We start from the raw sequence: 18233 nt of genomic DNA, 5'->3' as shown, positions 1-18233 counted from the left end.
ATATCGCAATGGCCCCACCGCCCCCGCCACCCCTCCCGGCTCCCAGTGAAATGGGCACCATCACGATTCCGGCTGAACCATCGGGCACCCCGTTGCCGGAGATCCCGGCTAGTTTACGGAATGCGGCTCCGCCGCCCACAGCGGCGCGATCGGGCGTGGTCGCGGATGAAGCCCCTGCCGTGGCTAGTCAGGAGAGTCGGATCGCCGCCAGTGCGGGGGCTGCCCCCAGTACCGCCTTTGATGTCATTCCCCAAGTGGCAGAAGTGCGCTCCTACTTCCAAAGCCAGTGGCAGGTCCCCGAAGGACTCTCCCAAACGCTGGAGTATAGCCTGGTGCTGAATGCCAATGGTTCAATTCAGCGGATTTTTCCCCTAGGGCAGGCCGCAGGTAATTATATCGATCGCACGGGCATGCCTCTGATTGGGGAACCCTTTGTGTCCCCCACGGATGGCAAGCAACCCCGGATTCGTTTAGTCCTCAAGCCCGATGGCAAGGTTCAAACCTTCTTAGAATCAATGAATTAACTGGCTCACCCGCCTTTAAGCGGGCCAGATACGGGGCCGGATATCGTCTAGACGCGGTTGCCAGGGAGACAGCAGCAGTGAAGCGATCGGCTGACCGAGGCGAAGATGTCGCCCATCGTCAGAATTGGGTAGAAGGTGCGGGAGCCTAGTGCGTTCCGGCAAGGCTGAGGGCTTGGGCAGCTTCAGCAACGGCTTGGCGTGCCCATTGATCGGCAGCAAGGATATCGTCGAGGGAGGGATGGGAACAGTTATCGGGTTGGTGACGATCGCAGGTTTGTTCAATCAAACGGGGAATATCCAGGAAACGAATCTTTTCCTCCAGGAAGAGGGCCACCGCCTGTTCATTGGCCGCATTGAGTACGGCTGGCATTGAGCCACCGGCCCGACCCGCCGCATAGGCCAATTGCATACAGGGATATTTATGATGATCGGGTTCGCGGAAGGTGAGGTCGCCCGCCTTCACCAGGTTGAGGGGTTCCCACGGGGTGGCAATGCGATCGGGGTAGGAGAGGGCATAGAGCAGGGGTAGGCGCATATCAGGCCAACCCAGTTGGGCCAAGACGGAAGTATCCTGAAGTTCAATCAGCGAGTGGATGATACTTTGGGGATGGATCACAATGTCAATATGGTCGTAGTCTAGCCCAAAGAGAAAGTGGGCTTCGATGACTTCCAGGCCCTTGTTCATGAGCGTGGCCGAGTCGATTGTAATTTTGCGACCCATGCTCCAGTTAGGGTGTTTTAAGGCATCGGCAACGGTTACAGTTGCAAGTTTCTCAACCGGCAAATCCCGGAAGGCTCCCCCGGAGGCCGTCAGCCAGATGCGGCGTAGGCCCTGCGCAGGAACCCCTTGCAAACATTGGAAAATCGCGGAATGCTCCGAGTCGGCAGGTAATAATTTCACACCATGTTTTTGCACCAGGGGCAAGACCACGGGTCCCCCAGCAATCAGGGTTTCCTTATTGGCGAGGGCAATGTCTTTTCCGGCTTCGATCGCCGCGATCGTGGGCAATAACCCCGCACAGCCCACAATTCCCGTCACCACGCTCTCCGCGTCCCCATAGCGGGCCACTTCCACAATGCCGGCTTCTCCCCCCAGGATGATCGGCTGGGGATCGAGATCGGCGATCGCCGCTTGCAGATCAGGAATTTGGCTCACATCCCGCAGGGCGACAATCTCTGGCTGGAACTGGCGAACTTGTTGGGCAAATAAGGCCACGTTACTACCCGCCGCCAGACCAATCACCCGAAACTGGTCCGGATGGTGGGTAACAATATCCAAGGTTTGGGTCCCGATCGAACCCGTGGAGCCGAGAAGCGTTAAGGTTTTCACAATAGGGTTTAAAAAAATCTGAAGTCATTATATCGGAGCATTCACCCGCACCGATACCCTAGGCATACACCCGCACAAAGCCTTGTAACGCTTTCTACCCCTGATTCGGTGTCCCATCCTCCCATTCGTCGTCCCAATCCCACTCATCCTCATGGTCCGCCGTGCCGCTTGCCCTGGTCTCAACGGGTTCCCCCCCCCGCCTAGCGTGATCAGAATCGCCCGCTACCCCCTCTGCATTAGTCTGCTTTGGCACAGTTGCGGCTGCCGCATCATCCCAGTCCCAATCCCCCCACTCGTCTTCAGCGATCGTCGCCCCTGGTACGTCAGTTGGGGGTGCGGTTGGTTCAGACGTATGGGCAGGGGCGACGGAATCACTCCCATCATCTTCAAAATCAAAGTCAAAATCATCCTCGTCGAGCAAATTGGCCCGGGCTTTGGCCGCCGCTGCCTGCTCGGCTTGTTCCGTTGCCGTCAGGTTGATCACAAACTCATCATTGAGGCGCTGCTGCCAAGTTTGTCCACTTTCCTTCACCTGCTCTACCCAGGTTTGGCTCCGGTGCTTAGACTGCTTGGCGATCGTTTGGGTTTCTTCGTGCACGGTCTCGCCGAATTGTTTAGCCTGCGATAGGGTTTGCTGGGTCCAATCCTGGGTCGATCGCTTTACCCGGCTGACCCAACCCTGCAACTTACTGCCGACCTGTTGCGTTTTGGCTTGCACCTCCTGCCGCCAAGCCTGTAACTCCTCCGTCACCTGCTCCAGATCTCCCTTGAGCCACTCCCCCGTTTTGGTCAAGGTCTGCCTAATGCCACTCTGATAAAGCTCCAGTCGCGCGATCGTCGCCTCCGCAATCAACACCCGCTTGCGACCCAAACTCATAATCTTCCGGGGGGGCAGTTGGTAAATCCCATCCGTCAGGGCAGCCAACCGCCCTGTTACCAGCAAGTAGTGGTGGATTTCGCCAGTTTCCAGATCAAACACAAAGTCAATAATCTGCCCCACCCGGTTGCCCTGATCACTCCACACCTCGCAGTGAATTAAGGATTCCAGTTGGCGTACCCGCTCCGCATCGGTTGCCGTGGGCTTGGCTGTTACCAGAACACTGTTCTCCCCCAAGGCCGTAATTTGCTTAAGCTTAAAGGCGGCCTTCTGTTTACCTAAAAAACCAGAATGGCAGACAAACCCCAAAACCCGATGCACCTGGGGATACATCCACACCACCTCAATTTGGCCCAACTCCTCCATCGTGGTGCGATCGATGACCAGTTGGTTCAGTAATTCACTATGCCGAATCGTTCGGGGTCGCTTTGCCATTTTCCCTAACTCCCACGCTGCTATTGGGTGGCAAGTGTCCAATCGGGCGGAGACTAACCCGTGGCCCGTAACTTAACCCATCCTCTCAGCTTGTCATGTCGTGGGGGCGATCGGCCAAGGGTTGCGCCAAACGATCGCTGGGGAACCGTTGTTTATCTATATATTCAAAAAAAGCTGGAATCGCAAGCCTGACTTGAAGCGGCTCAAGGCATTACCCCACCCGTCAACCCTAACTGGCTTCCAACCAATCCAATGCCTGGTTCAATTGGGGTAGCGTCAACAGGCCATACTGCCAAAGGATCATGTGAATCTGGCTGAGATCCTGGTCTGAGTGTAGACGGCGCAACACCAAATCGATCTCCGTTGAGGGAATCGCCAGTTCCTCCTGCAAGAAACTAATAAATTCAGTCTGTGTACTCGTTTGCATGACCCCTTGGGAAATTTTTCGTCTTATGTTAATGCATCTTGGTGAAAACAGCCATGTTTAAAAATCAGGCGGATGATCAAAGCGGCAAAATTGGCTGAAATGTCCTAAGTATAAGCACTTACCCTTGCCTAGCCTTTGGCCAAAGCCGATAATTTATTCACTTTGCAGACCCGCCCACCCCGGACTGCTCGCAGGAGGCGATCGACAGACTGCCGCTCTTCCTCAGACAGGGAATCATTCAGAATTGCCGCCAGCAGCCCGTAACTGTCGGCGATCGTGACTTCACGGGACAGGCTGACATCGGCAAAAAGCTCCGAGAGGGCAGAGGGTAGTAATTCGATCGTGAGTCTTTCCATATGCCGCAACCTGAACTCAATCATTAACGTCACTTCCTATAGTGTGCTGCCAAAGTTTCCATCGCTGGGTGACTGACTGTACCAGTTGTCGTGATTTTCTCCAGGTTTAGCGGTGATCCCAACCGGGGGATTATTGTGATGCCTAGATAAAGGATTGTGTGACTCCCAAGCCCTAGCCCCGTGATCAGGGTCACGGCTCCCAGCCCCAGTGCTTGTGGGGTAGGCGTCTCGCCTGCCCGCCACCAGGGTCTCCCGCCCGCCACCAGGACACCTCGATTCCTGGGCATGGGGACCGTCCACCTACCCCAACCGACGCAATTACGCTGGTTATCCGCGCAAGCGGTATATTTTCCCCGGTATCCATAACCATTCGACCTTCAGCCTGCGACTTTCTGCCTTCTGCCTTTTCAGCGTGGGTGCTGTCCTTTATCATGGGAGACGCGAAGCTAGAATGTTACATTTTTTATTCTTTCCCTATTCACCCTGAAGTTCAATGTCAAGTTTCACTGCGGTTGCGCTGCCCCCAGACCCGTTAGCGGTGGGTTCCGTCCTGGGACTGCCGGTTCACCTAGCGGCTGACTATGGGCAATGGCTGGAAGCGTGTTTACCGACAGGCCAGGGGGCACACGTCGTCACCCTGAATGCGGAGATGACGATGCAGGCGTCCCAAGATCCCCAACTGGCAGCGATTATTCGTCGGGCCGATCTGGTTATTCCCGATGGGGCCGGAGTGGTGTGGCACCTGTGGCTACGGGGTAAGCGGGTCAAACGCACACCGGGGATTGAACTGGCGGGTGCGTTCCTCACCCAAGTGGGCTGCTGGCAACAAAAGACGCCCCACCGACAGGAGGGTCAGAATGCCTATCCCGTGGTCTTCTATGGCGGAACCCCCGGCACAGCGGCGGCGGCAGCGGCCTATTGGGAAGCGCAGGTGCCCGGTCTGACGATCGCCCTTGCCCAACATGGTTATCTATCCCCGACGGAACAAGACCAGTTCCACCAACAATTAGCTGACTTGCGTCCCCGTGTGATCCTGGTTGGGTTAGGGGTGCCGCGCCAGGAATTGTGGATCGCCCAGCACCGATCGCGGTGTCCCGATGCGATTTGGATCGGCGTGGGTGGCAGTTTTGACGTTTGGGCTGGCGTCAAAGAACGGGCACCGGCCTGGTTCCGTCAGTACCATTTGGAATGGCTCTATCGCCTCTACCAGGAACCCTGGCGGTGGCGGCGGATGCTGGCCCTGCCCCAATTTGCCCTGCGATCGCTGGGGGATTACCTGGGAACGGCCATTACCACCGTGTTTGGCCGATAGCCAAGCCCCCCGTCTGCTGTACAATGTTAGTTTTGCAGTTAATTTACGAGACTAGGACCGGACTCATGGGACGCCAATGCCAACTGACCGGGAAAAAGGCCAATAATGCCTATGCCGTTTCCCACTCGCACCGTCGCACCAAGAAGCTTCAAGAAGTGAATTTGCAGTGGAAGCGCATCTGGTGGCCGGAGGGGAATCGTTGGGTGAAACTGCGGATTTCCACCAAGGCCATCAAAACCCTGAACCAAAAAGGGATTACCGCTTTTGCGAAGGAAGCGGGGATTGATTTAAATCACTGTTGATCGCGCTAGCGATCGCTGTCGTTTATCCTGACGCTTAATTAATATAGAGGTATGACAGAAGACCCCACGGATTGTCCGTTGAACGATCGGTCGGGTTTTCTGTCTGTTTTTGCTGCTTATGACGTTGAGTTGCCCCTGGGGGCGAGCGCAACGGGGTGCATTGACACAAGTCGGGGGATGGGGGAATGGCGGCTAGGCGTCCTGCGTCAATCCCCAGGGAGTGCGGACGCTGGAAACCGAATCATCAACGACCCTAGCATTTACGCTCGGTGCGATCGCTTTTTAGGCAAAGGGGGGTATCCTCTAGCCAGATCGCCAGCTTTATGAAAATTTCATCATCAGGGATGGCGAGACGACAAGGAACCCAGGTTCTTGTTGATGTATTTACGTTGGGTAAGCGTTGTTTGGGGGAATTTTCCGTTAGTTTACGGAAGGAGTTCCCATCATAACAATGGCAGTGTCGTATTCCTACGGGTGTAATCTGCAAAGTCCCAGTGTTAGGACTAGGGTGGCGACCCGACTATGGATATTTCTCGACCGAATTTTGTGAAAGTCTGGTGAATTTTTACCGATCACGGTGACTGGGTTTGATCGCCTATTCAGGTTTGTTTTCAGTTAATGGCCACTAGCATCCGGGAAGATCGTGCTATGTTGAACCGAAAATTTGGGAAATCGCTACCCCTAAAACAACAACAGGAAATTCAGCAGCGACACCATTGGCTGCTACGGTTCTGGCTAATTCACTATCGAGCATCGACCCCTCCCCATCGCCAACCGGCAACTGCGAGTAGTGGGTTTGTGTTACCCACGATGATCTTCGTGTTATTGGCCACCGTGATGGTGATGGGGGCAATGGTCTTCCGCTCCTTTAACCGCACGGCCCAGGTATCGGGCGCACGGCAACAGGCCGCGATCGCCAATGCCGCTACCCCGGCGATTGAACGGGCCAAGGCCAAACTGGAATATATGTTCACCAAGGATGCCCGGCTCCCATCAGGACGCATTCGGGATGATCAAATTGCGGGAATTTTGCTCAATAATGGCCAAGGGGGAACCCCCAATCCCAGTGATCTCATCAATCTCTACAAGTTGCCAGATGAGGAGTGGGTTACAGAGTCGCAAATTAACCTGGATTTTAATCAAGACAACACGATCGGCAGTAATGCTAATGATCCGGCGCACCGGGTCCCCATGTGGCGGTTTACCGATCCAACCACCAATACCACAATGGTCTATGGCATTTTCTTTAATGTGGCCCGACGCAATGGCAATACGGTGGTGGCCAGTGTTTATGATGATGAGACCACGACGCCCGCGAAGCCGAACAACTTGATTGTGCGCAATGGCCCGATCGCGTCGGCTCCGTCCTGCGGGGCAGCAACGGGCGGGGGGGGAGCGGCGATCTTACCCTCGGATGGTTGGTTTAATATTGGTTCAACGGGGAACAGTAAACGGGCATTCCAGGTGATGGCGATCGCGGTGCCATCAACCTTAACGGATGGTAACCCCAGCACAAACCCCGCGAATCCTGCGATCGCAACGTTGCAATATCAACAGGATCGGGAAATCAAACCGGGCAATACCTATGGGGCCTGGTTCCGCTACGACCTCGAAATTTTCCCCGGTCCCAACTTTAACTGGAATGGCCGCACCTACTCGGCGGGTACCACGCTGATCACAGCCAATAACACCTTCACCTCATACCTCATCAGCTCCCCTCGGTCTTGCTACTATATGCCCGTGGAAAACTCGGAAATTGCGTCCGGCGGGCTATTTGGCATTGGTTCGATGCGGGATGACAACTGGAATCTGAGTGGCACCGTTAGAGTCCACCTGCATCCCGGCACCCCGATCGCCCCCGTCGATGCCAATAATAACGGCTTCGTTAATGTCACCAACAGCAGCGATTCGATCGATCAATCGGGGATTTCACCCTTGGCCCTTGCTGCTGACCCCGTGCAAATTGTCACGCAAGATAAGACCCTGCCCCGGAATAGCGCGATCACCTATAGCGGCAAGATAGCCAATACTTGGTCAGCGAGTCTTTTGGTGGAGAAACAGCGGGTCATTGTCTCCAAAACGATTTGCCCCCCCTATGTGGACGATACCTTCCGGGCCGATAATCGCTACGGGCCGAAGCCGAGCTATCTTCCTGCCGTCCAGGGGGCGAATGGGTGTGAAGCCCCGACGTTTACGGAGGAACAAGGGAGCACGATTACCGATGCCGACCTCATTCGCAATGAGCCGCCCCCTGATCCCAATGGCAACGCCGGTGATCCGGCCAATGTGGGCCTGGATGGTTACTGGGAACGGCGGGCGATGAATGAGGGCCTGCGCATTATTGTGGGCGAACGGCTGGAACTCGGTAATATGAATGGCTGGCAATCTGCCACGAGTGAGGCTGATGTCAACGCCGATCCCCTGAACCCGCCTCCCCCCAACGCAGCGGCGGGGAGTTCAATGGCCACCCGCGCCCATGAACAACGCCAATGGCGTGCCCTACGGGACAACCTGGCGGCAGTGCAAGCGATGGCGGTCTACCATACAGCCAGCAGCACCCGCCAATTCCCCGTCGCCTGTATTGCGGCAACGGCCCATCCAGGGACCTCCAGGGATATCGTCTCCACGGATATCAACAACGACTTGGCCGGGACGATCGAGCGCAGTACTCGGTTTGATCTGGCTCCCAAGATGGCCGCCACCAGTACCATCAATGGCGTGACCACCCCCAATGTCTACACCAGCTTTTTAACCGGGAAGGGCACCAATGGCTGGGAATTTAACCCGCCCGGACCCGATGGCACGGAAGCTGGCTTCAGGACCGCGATCGATAGCCCCACCAGTAATCTCAACAAAGCCCTGACCAACCTGGCCTACTTTGCCGGCGATCGCTATGGGGCGTTCCCCCCGCGCCAGGATGCAACGGGCGATGCAGCAGTGCCCAGCGTTGGCCCCGTGGCCCATCCCTATCCCAACCTGACCATGTTCGGGAATTTCTCGAACCTGCGCCGGATTATGAACCGGTTGAACGGGCTTCAGGGTGAGACCAATATTAACTACAACGACCTTAGCCCTGCTGATAAGGCCACCCTCCACACCGCCAGTTGCACAATTCAAATGCTGGCCCACAACCTGCGTTTGGAGAACGATATCTTCACCGCCGTCCTGACTAACTCGACCCTTAACTGGACAACCTTTGGGAATAAGTTGCGGCAACTGATTGATTCAAACGTGATCAGTAATGGGTCGCCGATGATTGGCCGCCCGATACCAGGCGATGCAAGTTATCAAGCACCCGGGCGGTGCCGGTCCACGGGGACGATCACCCGGCCAGACGGCACCACCATCGCGGCGGATGCACCGGCTTCGGCCTGGGATACGGCGGCAGGTTGGACGGGGTGCCCGCCGATCAATCCCAACAGCATTGCCCAGAACGATACCCATCTGGCCTTCCATCCCATGAACTATTTTTCCCAGTTCACTACGGAGGAATGGCTAGTCGCGATACCGGGCCTCACCGCAGAAGAGAAGGCATCCCTCACCCAACTCGTGGCTGGCCCACAAGTGGAACGCGATCGCAAGCTGGGCTTTAGGCAGGGCTTTGCCTCGGAAGATCTGAGTGGCAACTACGACCCCACAAGTGGTATCTGGTCAAACCCAACCACAACGGGTAGTGGGGATCAGGTGAACGCTGGCCAAATTGATCCCGGTGACAAATTCAAAGTATCCTGCGATCCTCGTCTCTTTGCCCAAGGAGCCTTGGCTTCTGGTAACTCCGGTGCTCGTCTGGGGTTGGCCCTGGTGATTTGCGGGATTCAGAACCCGATTAAATATCCCTCGCTCTATTACCTGTTCCCCATGTTTAATCATGGGCATGGGGGGGCAAACGATATTGCCAGTGGCGGTATCAACCATTTGCAACCGACCACCGAACCCTATATTGATCAGGCGACGGGGTATACGCGCCATGCCGATATCAACGGCAGCTATACCTACCAGGCGGTTAATCCCGAAACCATTGCCCTGGCCCCTAGAACCGTCGCCAACTGGGTCACCCCGCAAACGACGACCCTCACCAATCGGCGCAATACCTTGGTGGTGAACTATCCCAACACCACAGTGGCCACTGCACCGAACCTGGCGGTTTCCTTCCTGGATAAGGGGATGTTCAATGCCCGTGAGATGATGCCCGTGCGGGTCCTGGATGTTGATCTGGATCTCCTGCGGCGCACCACGACGAGTGGGACGGGCTTTAATGTAGGCCAAGCCCAAAGCTGGCTGTCTAATTCGGGAATTGTCTATGCGTTCCGGGAAGATGCGGTGCGGGAAGATGCGATCGCTCGGCCACGGGCCACTACGTTTGCCAATTGCCAAACCGTCTTCCCAGAAAACAATACGAGCCTCTATGGACGCCCCCAATGCCTGATGAATGCGGTCAGCGCGACTCCCCAAGATCCACCGGTCTACCTGAGCGATGGCAGCCATAATCAGGGGATTTCGATTAAGTCGGTAGATGCCTACGCTGATCCCGATCGGCGTCCCCACGGGTTCCGCCTGCGGAATGGCTCTGACCTGCGCCGCATCCCCGATCCTCCGGCTGACTTCCAAATGCGGGGGATGTCCTTCATCTCCGATAGCCCGGTTTACGTCATGACCGATGGGGATGAATTTAATGGCCACCGCTCTGGCACAACCCTGATTGAGGAATTTACCCAACTCCTACCGAATCCCTGGACTTTCAGTGGCTTCTACGGGCGTACTACCTTAAACTCCCCGCCCTTTGCCGGTGTTAATGATCAATGGCGGCCCACTGAAATCCTCGCCGATGGGATCACGATCTTGTCGAGCGCCTTCAACGACGGTTGGTTTGCCCTAGGGATTCGCAGTACCAATCCACTCGGCGCTAATTCCTTCCGAGGTGGCTTGAACCGTCCCAACACCAGCGATCTGCCTTGGGTGCGGGAGGATGGGCTGTATACCAACCAAGATCGGTATGCCTCCCCGATCAAAATCTCGCGACGGGGTTTCCCCCTCTATTGCAAGACCACAGCTGGGCAATTGCTGACCACCGGGTATGGGTTTGCCGCTTGTACCGCATCGGGAGGGATTCCCCAAGAGTATGGTCGTGAGATGCTCGATCTGCCTGCGCCCACGGATACCGTGAGCGGTGCTCCTGCCAACCGGTCATTCTTGACCTTCCAGGGTGCCCGTCCACAACTGATCACGCCCACCGACAACCAACGGGTGAATGCCATGCTCATCAGTGGGATTACGCCGTCGCGGCGGGGGAATGCCTACGGGGGGCTGCATAACTTCCCACGTTTCCTGGAAAACTGGGGTAACCGTAATCTATTCATCAGTGGCACGCTGATGCAGTTGAATTTCTCCAACTATGCGACGGGACCCTTTGATCAGGATAGCTGGGAGCCAGGGGCAACACCGATAACAGGTGGCGGGAGTGGTAACGAATGGATTACCTACTATGGGGCACCTAACCGGCTTTGGGGCTATGATGTGGCCTTGCAGTATGCGCCAGCGACGCCCGTGGCCCTGCGGATGGCTGCCCCCACCCTCAATCGGGATGAGTTCTATCGTGAGCTATCGGCCACCGATCCCTATGTGTGTACGTTACGGCGAGCGATTAACTTCCCGTGTAACTAGGTTGCCTCCTTGTGGGATAGCCGTCTCGGCTGTCCCCGTTTCCTGGGCAGGCAGGATGCTTAGCCCCCCTAGGCAGGCAGGATGCCTACCCCACAACATCCAGCAAATCTAAAATCCCAAAATCTAAAATCCCAAAATCCTACCCCGCAAAATGCCTACCCCACGTTCCGAATCCACGAGCGGTTTACCTGGAGGTCTACGATGCAACCCTTAGTTCAACGCCGGTCTACCGAGCAGGGCTTTACGCTCCTAGAGCCGCTGGTCGCGATCCTGATTCTGGCGGCGGTCATGGCGGCCTTTACCCCGCCCCTGGTGTTGGCGGTTGCCACACGGGTCAAAAACTTCCGCGTTGAACAGGCGATCAAAGTGGCCCAATCGGAGGTCGATCGCAACCGACGACTGATCGATCGGGAAACCGCAGCAACTGTCCTTAACCCCAAGTTGCCCCCCGCCGTGAGCGCTAATGCCACCAATCCTCAGGCTGTTGGTGCCCCGACTAGCGCTACACCAAGCTGCACAACCATAGGCAATATCCAGATACCCACCACTCCCCTGAGTTGGTGCCCAGTTCCTAATCCCGATGGGGGTGCTCCTGTCCTGGGGATGCAAGTTTTCCGGACCCAAGTCTTTAACCTAGATGGGACTGCCGGGAGCAGTGCCAACAAATTCCCGGTTGCCTACCGCCTAGGGGTCCGTGTCTACCCCATCCAGGCGCTCCAGCAAAATGCTGGCAACCTTCAGACAGAAACCAGTGGCCTATCCCTCAGCCCTGCCGCCCAATCCCTGCGGGCACCCCTGGCTGTGCTTTACGGACCAGTTGCTCGCAGTGACTTCAGCACCACCAGCGAGTCCGGCCTCCGCCGCCTCTGCGCCCTCAACAATAGCACTCCTGGGAGTACCACTGGTTGTCCCCTAAACTAAATGACCTCACCCTAGTCCCCGCCTTAACCATGACTACCCACCGCTGGCATCGCCTCCTGTATCTCTGGCTCCGGACGCAACGGTCTCCCCAGCCGCACGGGTCAACCGGTTTCACCGTCATTGAACTGCTGATTGGGGCCTTTATTGGTTTCATGGCCCTCTCCGGCCTGCTCTACCTCATGACTCAAGTGTTGGAAACCGAGCAGCGGGATGTCGCCCGGACCGAAACCCAGCAGGAAATGTCCCTGGCCCTCAACTTCATCCGGGAAGATTTGCAGGAAGCCATCTATGTCTATCCTGGCGGCTGTCTCAACACGCTGGTCAGTAGCGACTGTCCAGGCCGCACCACCACCTTGACTGCGGGATTGGGCCTGCCTAATAACAATACCAATAACATCCCCGTTCTGGCCTTCTGGAAATACGAAGCCCTGCCCTATACCACCAGTGATCCCCTACCCGCTGCTAATAACTGCGGTGCTCTCCCTGCCGATGCTCAGGGTGAATGTCTGACAGCGAATGTTGCCCGTAATGCGATGACGCTGGTGCTCTATACCCTGCGGCGCAACAACGATGGTACCCAGTGGCGCGGACCTGCTCGGCTGGTCCGCTATCAGCTTCGCAAGTATGCTGGCCTGTCCACGTCACCCGCGATGGCAACCAACTACGCCAATGACCCCAGCGATCCCAATTTCCTGGTCTGGGAATGCCAAGATGGCACGGTGGCGAATGGGTGCAATATTAACGGTAACAGCAATGTTCTGATTGACTATGTAGACTTCTACCCAGCAGCCACTGCGCCCACCAACGATATTCCCTGCCCAGCCGACTATAGCCGATCGCCCCTCAACCCAGCTATTAACACGGCTAGCGATAGCTTCTATGCTTGCATTGCCAGACCACCCCAGGATACCTCGATCGACTTTATGCAGGATGTCCAGGTGTTCCTGCGGGGGAATGCCACAACCCGTGCCGGTCTCTCCGCCGCCAGTCGCTCGCCGAGCTACTTACCCAGCCTGGAAGCTCGCGCCCAAATCCGCAGTGTCTTCCGCCGTAATCCCGAGAACAATCCCCCTACCAATAACTAACACGCACCACCATGCTGCCCATCCCTAAGCGTTTTATTCCTCCTGCTGCCACGACGACGGGATTCACCCTGATCGAACTCCTCGTCACCGTCGTGATGTTAGGCGTGTTGGCAACACTCGCTGCACCAGCCTGGCAAACGGTAATGAATCGCCAACGGGTAGCCACAGCCCAACGGGATGCCCTCGCGGCTATCCGGGAAGCTCAGGCCAACACACAACGGGATATTCGTCCCTGGCAAACCTGTTTCCGCACGAACAATAATCGAGTTGAAGTGCTGGTACACCCGATCGCGCCGCCCAGTAATCCCTTAAACTGCCCGACGAATAACCCCAGTTGGCGCTACCTGGCGGGCGAAACCTCTAAAGATATCCAAATTTTTGCCAGCAACACCAATCTGCCCCTGCGCAATGGGATGGCCAGTGTGCGTTTCGACTTTAATGGGCGCTTAAGCGCCGAGGGGGCCGCTACAGGCACGATCGTCGGTAATAACGAACGCATTACCTTTGCCCCCCGGAATCAATCCGGACCTCGCCGCTGCGTCATCTTACCGAGCATCCTGGGGGCCGCGCGATCGGGCCGGGATGCGGATTGCAACTAGTACAGTAAGCCTTAAAGTTTCGCCACGTTAGTAGTCACGACTAACGTCGTGGCAGTGAGTAGTCACGACTTTACAACCGTTCCCTCCCTAATGAAGTACTGTCAAGCCTGGTAAACAAGGGGCTTAAGCTCCTTGTCTGTACCTCACTAAATATGGAAGTGCTATAGTCGTTTCCAGACTAAAACCAGCACGACAAACAGGGCCTTCCCAACGGCCAGAATTGTTCCTGCCGCTGTATGGTGCTTAGCACCCGATCGGGCGTCCCCCGAACCGGTCGGGATGATCTTTGCCAGATATAGGTTTCTATAAGTTTCCGTAGAATTGCGGTAGATCCCCGCCATCACTCACCCCTAGGATTCATCACTCACCCCTAGGATTAACGTAAATCACCTCAGCTTCGGGGTGGTTTTACCATAGCTTTTCGACCATTTTCAATCGTTTTCAACCTTTTTCATCCCTTTCTCCCGTTGAACCCAACCCGCTTCTCGTTAGCTTGTGCGAGTGAGGTGCGGTCAGCGTGATCATTAGGGTGACGTTAGTTGTTGGGTAAATCAAAGAAGCTTATGTGAGAAGTGGAGCGATTAATCGGTCCGAGCGGCCCTGCATCCATCGGTATCCCACCACCCACCTTCACGCATCTACCACGCATCTACCCAACTGATCCGATTGGCCCTGCATCCATCGGTATCCGCCACCACCCACCTTCACGCATCTACCACGCATCTACCCAACTGATATGACGCCCGTCCCGCCTCCCGGCCTACCGCGCCAGTCGTCCGGTGCAACCCAAGGTTTCACCCTGCTCGAAAGCATCATCATCCTGGCCATTGTGGGTATCCTCGCCGCGATCGTTGCCCCCACCTGGAAAACCCTCCTCGATCGTCAGCGGGTCAACACCGCCCAACGGGTCATCCTCGCCAGCTTCCGCGAAGCCCAATACAATGCCCAACGGGATCTTCGTGACTGGCAGGTTTGTTTCCGTACCCAAAATGGCCAAGTCCAAACCCTGATCCATGCCCAAACCCTCACCGACCCGGTCGGTTGTCCTGGCAATGATCCCCGCTGGCGTCCGCTGGCTGGGGAAGTCTCACATGAAATTCAAATTACCCACGCGACTTTGCCCCTGCGAAACGGTTACCGAAGTTCCCGTTTTCTAGCTAATGGCCGGGTCAGCGGTGCTGGTGCTAGCGGCGGTGGTTTAGGCACCGGTCGCATCGTCATCGCCCCGAAAAATCAAACTGCCCCCAGACGCTGTGTCTTTATTTCCACTATCCTCGGTACGGCCCGCACCGCCCGCAATGCCCAATGTGATTAACCACGATTCAGCACAGAACCAGGCAATTGACACCCAAATGAGGCTATTCGCGCAAAAGGCAGGCATGATGCCTGCCCCACTGTCAGAATTCCCAACACTCAAAAGAGCTGATTAAATAGCCAATCGCCTTTTAGTTAGCGACCCTAATCCAGCCTCGCCTATTCCGCTTCCGCCGTGGCCAACTCGGTACTACCACGGGTACGACGGCGCGTCAGGGAATTGAACAGGACTTGCCCGATCGCCTTGATCAAATTGCCCTCTAGCTCCTGGAACATCTTCATGTTCATGCCAAAGGCGTCATTAGCTTCCTGGACAATGCGATCGGCTGTTGCCTGATCAATATCCAGTTCATCTAGCCGTTGACGGTATAACTGCTTGAACGCTTTTTCGTCTGAAATCGATGCAAATTCGTAGAAGGCGGTCCCTTCCCCTTCGGGCAGGTTCATCGCTCGCTGGGCAATCCCCTTGAGGATTTGGCCGCCCGACAGGTCACCCAAATAGCGGGTATAGGAATGGGCAACCAGCAGTTTCGGAGCCGTTGCCGACACCTCACGAATCCGCGCCACATAGGCTTGGGCCGCTGCGGAGGGGGCGACTTCGTCTCGCCAATTTGCGCCGAAATAGTAGTGGAGATCCTGCTCTAGGCTTTGCTTGCGGTTCAGTTGCGGGAAATAGATTTTGGAGACGATCGGGTGCTGACTGTGACGCTCCATCTCCTCTTCCATAGCGGTATAGACGAAGTAGAGATTAGCCGTCAACTTCCGATAGGAAGACTTTTCCACCGTCCCCTTGAGGAAACACTTAACAAAGCCGACATTCTCAGCCATTGTGTGGGACTTCTTGGTCCCTTCGCGCAACAGTGTTGCTAAATTGATGCTCATGCTAACGTTCCAACCCGATAAGCCAATAATAGGGATAGGTCGGCGGGGACGCCCCCAACCTGCTGATGGTTCACCTAAACTGCTAGCGTAGACGCATTTGCTGAGACTTTTCATTAAGTTTTCTAAAAATTCCCCTTGTCGTAGATGGGATGTTGGCATCCATTGCCCATTTTGTTACAGAATTTGTTACCAAATGTATTCCCGCTGTCAGATTAGGGGGCTATCGGCGATATGGGGGGCGGGGCAAGGGTGACGGAATGTAAAGTGACATAAATAAATTCTTAACGTGCAGAAATATCCCCGCACTGGCCTAGCCCGGATTGCTCACCTGCTCCCGGGTTGGGAGGTCGGTCCTCTTCGGTTTTAGATTTGGTTGGGAGCTAACTGATGCGCGATCGTGCCCTGAGCCTACACGCGGAAGACTTAAGTCTTTTGACCGATCTCTATGAGCTAACGATGGCCGCCTGCTATGTGGGTGAAGGGATTGAGCACCGTCCCGCCAGTTTTGAACTGTTTACCCGTAAACTACCGCCCCACTTTGGTTACCTGATTGCGATGGGGTTGGCCGACGTTCTGACCTATCTGGAGCAATGGCACTTCACCCCGGCCCAGATTGCCGCCTTGCAGGCCACTGGCGAGTTCGCCCATGTCCCCGATCGCTTCTGGTCCCTGCTGGCGGCAGCCCAATTTACGGGGGATGTCTGGGCAGTGCCAGAAGGAACGGTCGTCTTTGCCAACGAACCCCTGCTGCGGATCGAGGCTCCCCTCTGGCAGGCCCAACTGCTGGAAACCTATCTGCTGAACACGATCAACTACCAAACCCTGGTGGCTACCCGCGCTGCCCGTATCCGCGATGTCGCTGGTCCCACTGCTACCCTTTTGGAATTTGGCACCCGGCGGGCCTTTGGTCCCCAAGCTGCTCTCCTGGCTGCACGGGCTGCCCTCGCTGCGGGCATGGATGGCACCTCCAACGTCCTAGCCGCTTGCCAACTGGGGGAACGTCCTCAAGGCACAATGGCCCATGCCCTCGTGATGGCGATCGCGGCCCTAGAGGGTAACGAAGATGATGCCTTTGCCGCCTTCCATCGCTACTTTCCCCAAGCTACCCTGCTGATCGACACCTACGATACGATCGCCGCCGCTCAGCGCCTTGCCACCCAGCTTGCCGCAGGCAACCCCAACCTGAGGAGCGTGCGCCTGGATTCTGGGGATCTGGCGAGCCTCTCACGACAGGTGCATGACCTCCTGCCCACGGTGCGCATTGTGGTCAGCGGGGATCTGGATGAGTGGGAAATTGCCAAACTGCTGGCCGCAGGAGCCTGCATTGATGGCTATGGCATTGGTACTCGCCTCGTGACGGGGTATGCCGTGAATGGTGTTTATAAATTAGTGGAGATCGATGGCAGGCCGGTGATGAAGGAATCGCGCCAAAAAATTACCTACCCCGGTCGTAAGCAAATCTTCCGCCGCCTTGATCCCCTGCGCGATCGCTTGGGTCTAGCCGCTGAAGTGCCCCTCCTAGGGGAAACCCCTCTGCTCGCGCCAGTGATGCACCAGGGGAAACGGCTGCCCAACTTTGATGCCCAATTCCCCGACACCCTCGCCGCCATACGGAAGCGAACGGCGCTCGCCGTGGCGAGTCTACCAGGTACCCTGCGTCGTCTGAGCCAACCCGCTCCGGCCCCTGTAACCCTCTCCGCCGCCCTAGCGGCCTTAACGCAACAGACCTGCCACCACTCGGATCTAGGACTTAATCACCTTGACCAGGAGTTGGGCTAATTGCACCAATTGTTGCCGGTTGAATGCCTTGACTAGGGCTTGGGCCGCAGCCCTAGGTTCGAGGGGAACCGTGATGTATTGGGGCTGAGCTGGTTCCAGCGTGGGCTGGACCGCCAGCTTTTGTAGGCTGGGACTGGCGGCAATGTCGGCCTCGCGTCCAACCTGTAGGAAATCTCCCCCTTGTTTGAGATCCTTGACGACCAAGGGGGCGAGGGTTTGGTAGGAATTATCCGGATTGGCGATCGCCACCTTGGCGGTTTGAATGAGGGTTTGCCAAGTGCCGGTCTTGGGGGCAATCTGGGCCAAGCGATCGCACAGGCCCACCAATTGCTGGCGATTCTGGGCCGTCGCCCCTTGCTTAAAGAGCGGTAACATTTCCCGCAAAATGGCTGTAACTGCCGCCGCGTAATTGGCGGATTTGGGGGCTGG

13 protein-coding genes and 2 pseudogenes are annotated in these 18233 nt (G+C 56.4%); 9 read left to right on the top strand and 6 right to left on the bottom strand.

The features are described 5' to 3' along the window. Nucleotides 1-524: pseudogene (locus tag ACWIUF_RS06600) on the top strand (hypothetical protein); the annotation flags it as partial. Between the two features lie 145 nt (nt 525-669). Here the strand turns inward: ACWIUF_RS06600 and dxr are convergent. The 4 genes from dxr to ACWIUF_RS06580 all read right to left on the bottom strand — a co-directional run bounded on the left by dxr (nt 670) and on the right by ACWIUF_RS06580 (nt 3973). Continuing rightward, complete coding sequence (gene dxr, locus ACWIUF_RS06595) at nt 670-1854, bottom strand: 1-deoxy-D-xylulose-5-phosphate reductoisomerase (RefSeq protein WP_448571494.1); 1185 nt, start codon at nt 1852-1854, stop codon at nt 670-672. A gap of 94 nt (nt 1855-1948) precedes the next feature. Further along, the gene (locus tag ACWIUF_RS06590) at nt 1949-3166 is read right to left on the bottom strand and encodes a PRC-barrel domain-containing protein (protein WP_448571493.1); all 1218 of its coding nucleotides are present in this window, start codon (nt 3164-3166) and stop codon (nt 1949-1951) included. Nucleotides 3167-3395: 229 nt separating this feature from the next. After that, nucleotides 3396-3593: a DUF2949 domain-containing protein gene (locus ACWIUF_RS06585; protein WP_448571492.1), complete on the bottom strand. Its 198-nt coding sequence runs from the start codon at nt 3591-3593 to the stop codon at nt 3396-3398. 128 nt (nt 3594-3721) lie between these two features. Next, nucleotides 3722-3973, bottom strand: a complete 252-nt coding sequence (locus ACWIUF_RS06580; protein ID WP_448571491.1) for a hypothetical protein — start codon at nt 3971-3973, stop codon at nt 3722-3724. A 469-nt stretch (nt 3974-4442) separates the two neighbouring features. On the opposite strand from ACWIUF_RS06580, the gene ACWIUF_RS06575 reads away from it, so the two are divergent. The 7 genes from ACWIUF_RS06575 to ACWIUF_RS06545 all read left to right on the top strand — a co-directional run bounded on the left by ACWIUF_RS06575 (nt 4443) and on the right by ACWIUF_RS06545 (nt 15144). Next, nucleotides 4443-5261, top strand: a complete 819-nt coding sequence (locus tag ACWIUF_RS06575; protein ID WP_448571490.1) for a WecB/TagA/CpsF family glycosyltransferase — start codon at nt 4443-4445, stop codon at nt 5259-5261. A gap of 65 nt (nt 5262-5326) precedes the next feature. Then, nucleotides 5327-5563 (top strand): 50S ribosomal protein L28, encoded by a 237-nt coding sequence (rpmB, locus tag ACWIUF_RS06570; protein WP_448571489.1) that lies wholly within the window; start codon nt 5327-5329, stop codon nt 5561-5563. A 648-nt stretch (nt 5564-6211) separates the two neighbouring features. Beyond that, entirely contained in the window at nt 6212-11224 is a 5013-nt protein-coding gene (gene hpsA / locus ACWIUF_RS06565) for a hormogonium polysaccharide biosynthesis protein HpsA (RefSeq protein ID WP_448571488.1), read from the top strand. Nucleotides 11225-11425: 201 nt separating this feature from the next. Then, nucleotides 11426-12145 carry a prepilin-type N-terminal cleavage/methylation domain-containing protein gene (locus tag ACWIUF_RS06560; protein WP_448571487.1) on the top strand — a complete coding sequence of 240 codons (720 nt, stop codon included), beginning with the start codon at nt 11426-11428 and terminating at the stop codon, nt 12143-12145. Continuing rightward, nucleotides 12130-13230 (top strand): PilW family protein, encoded by a 1101-nt coding sequence (locus ACWIUF_RS06555; RefSeq protein WP_448571486.1) that lies wholly within the window; start codon nt 12130-12132, stop codon nt 13228-13230. Before ACWIUF_RS06560 ends, ACWIUF_RS06555 begins: the two co-directional genes overlap by 16 nt. An 11-nt stretch (nt 13231-13241) precedes the next feature. Further along, nucleotides 13242-13829, top strand: a complete 588-nt coding sequence (locus tag ACWIUF_RS06550) for a pilus assembly FimT family protein (protein ID WP_448571485.1) — start codon at nt 13242-13244, stop codon at nt 13827-13829. A 736-nt stretch (nt 13830-14565) separates the two neighbouring features. Beyond that, nucleotides 14566-15144 carry a pilus assembly FimT family protein gene (locus tag ACWIUF_RS06545; protein ID WP_448571484.1) on the top strand — a complete coding sequence of 193 codons (579 nt, stop codon included), beginning with the start codon at nt 14566-14568 and terminating at the stop codon, nt 15142-15144. Nucleotides 15145-15302: 158 nt separating this feature from the next. On the opposite strand, the gene ACWIUF_RS06540 is transcribed toward ACWIUF_RS06545, so the two are convergent. Then, on the bottom strand, nt 15303-16025 hold the full coding sequence (locus ACWIUF_RS06540; protein WP_448571483.1) for a biliverdin-producing heme oxygenase: 723 nt from the start codon (nt 16023-16025) through the stop codon (nt 15303-15305). A 387-nt stretch (nt 16026-16412) separates the two neighbouring features. On the opposite strand from ACWIUF_RS06540, the gene ACWIUF_RS06535 reads away from it, so the two are divergent. Beyond that, complete coding sequence (locus tag ACWIUF_RS06535; RefSeq protein ID WP_448571482.1) at nt 16413-17804, top strand: nicotinate phosphoribosyltransferase; 1392 nt, start codon at nt 16413-16415, stop codon at nt 17802-17804. Here ACWIUF_RS06535 and ACWIUF_RS06530 read toward each other — a convergent pair. Beyond that, nucleotides 17769-18233 (bottom strand): annotated as a pseudogene (locus ACWIUF_RS06530) (Hpt domain-containing protein); the annotation flags it as partial. The gene ACWIUF_RS06535 and the pseudogene ACWIUF_RS06530 overlap by 36 nt on opposite strands.

It is taken from the genome of Trichothermofontia sp., from assembly GCF_053493415.1.
This window is presented reverse-complemented; position numbering and strand designations above follow the sequence as displayed.

Excerpts from the sequence above, each read along its gene's own strand:
- hpsA (WP_448571488.1), top strand. The coding sequence starts at position 6,212 with ATGTTGAACCGAAAATTTGGGAAATCGCTACCCCTAAAACAACAACAG.
- ACWIUF_RS06580 (WP_448571491.1), bottom strand. The coding sequence starts at position 3,973 with ATGATTGAGTTCAGGTTGCGGCATATGGAAAGACTCACGATCGAATTA.
- ACWIUF_RS06550 (WP_448571485.1), top strand. The coding sequence starts at position 13,242 with ATGCTGCCCATCCCTAAGCGTTTTATTCCTCCTGCTGCCACGACGACG.
- ACWIUF_RS06590 (WP_448571493.1), bottom strand. The coding sequence starts at position 3,166 with ATGGCAAAGCGACCCCGAACGATTCGGCATAGTGAATTACTGAACCAA.
- ACWIUF_RS06535 (WP_448571482.1), top strand. The coding sequence starts at position 16,413 with ATGCGCGATCGTGCCCTGAGCCTACACGCGGAAGACTTAAGTCTTTTG.
- ACWIUF_RS06545 (WP_448571484.1), top strand. The coding sequence starts at position 14,566 with ATGACGCCCGTCCCGCCTCCCGGCCTACCGCGCCAGTCGTCCGGTGCA.
- ACWIUF_RS06575 (WP_448571490.1), top strand. The coding sequence starts at position 4,443 with ATGTCAAGTTTCACTGCGGTTGCGCTGCCCCCAGACCCGTTAGCGGTG.
- rpmB (WP_448571489.1), top strand. The coding sequence starts at position 5,327 with ATGGGACGCCAATGCCAACTGACCGGGAAAAAGGCCAATAATGCCTAT.
- ACWIUF_RS06585 (WP_448571492.1), bottom strand. The coding sequence starts at position 3,593 with ATGCAAACGAGTACACAGACTGAATTTATTAGTTTCTTGCAGGAGGAA.
- ACWIUF_RS06540 (WP_448571483.1), bottom strand. The coding sequence starts at position 16,025 with ATGAGCATCAATTTAGCAACACTGTTGCGCGAAGGGACCAAGAAGTCC.
- ACWIUF_RS06560 (WP_448571487.1), top strand. The coding sequence starts at position 11,426 with ATGCAACCCTTAGTTCAACGCCGGTCTACCGAGCAGGGCTTTACGCTC.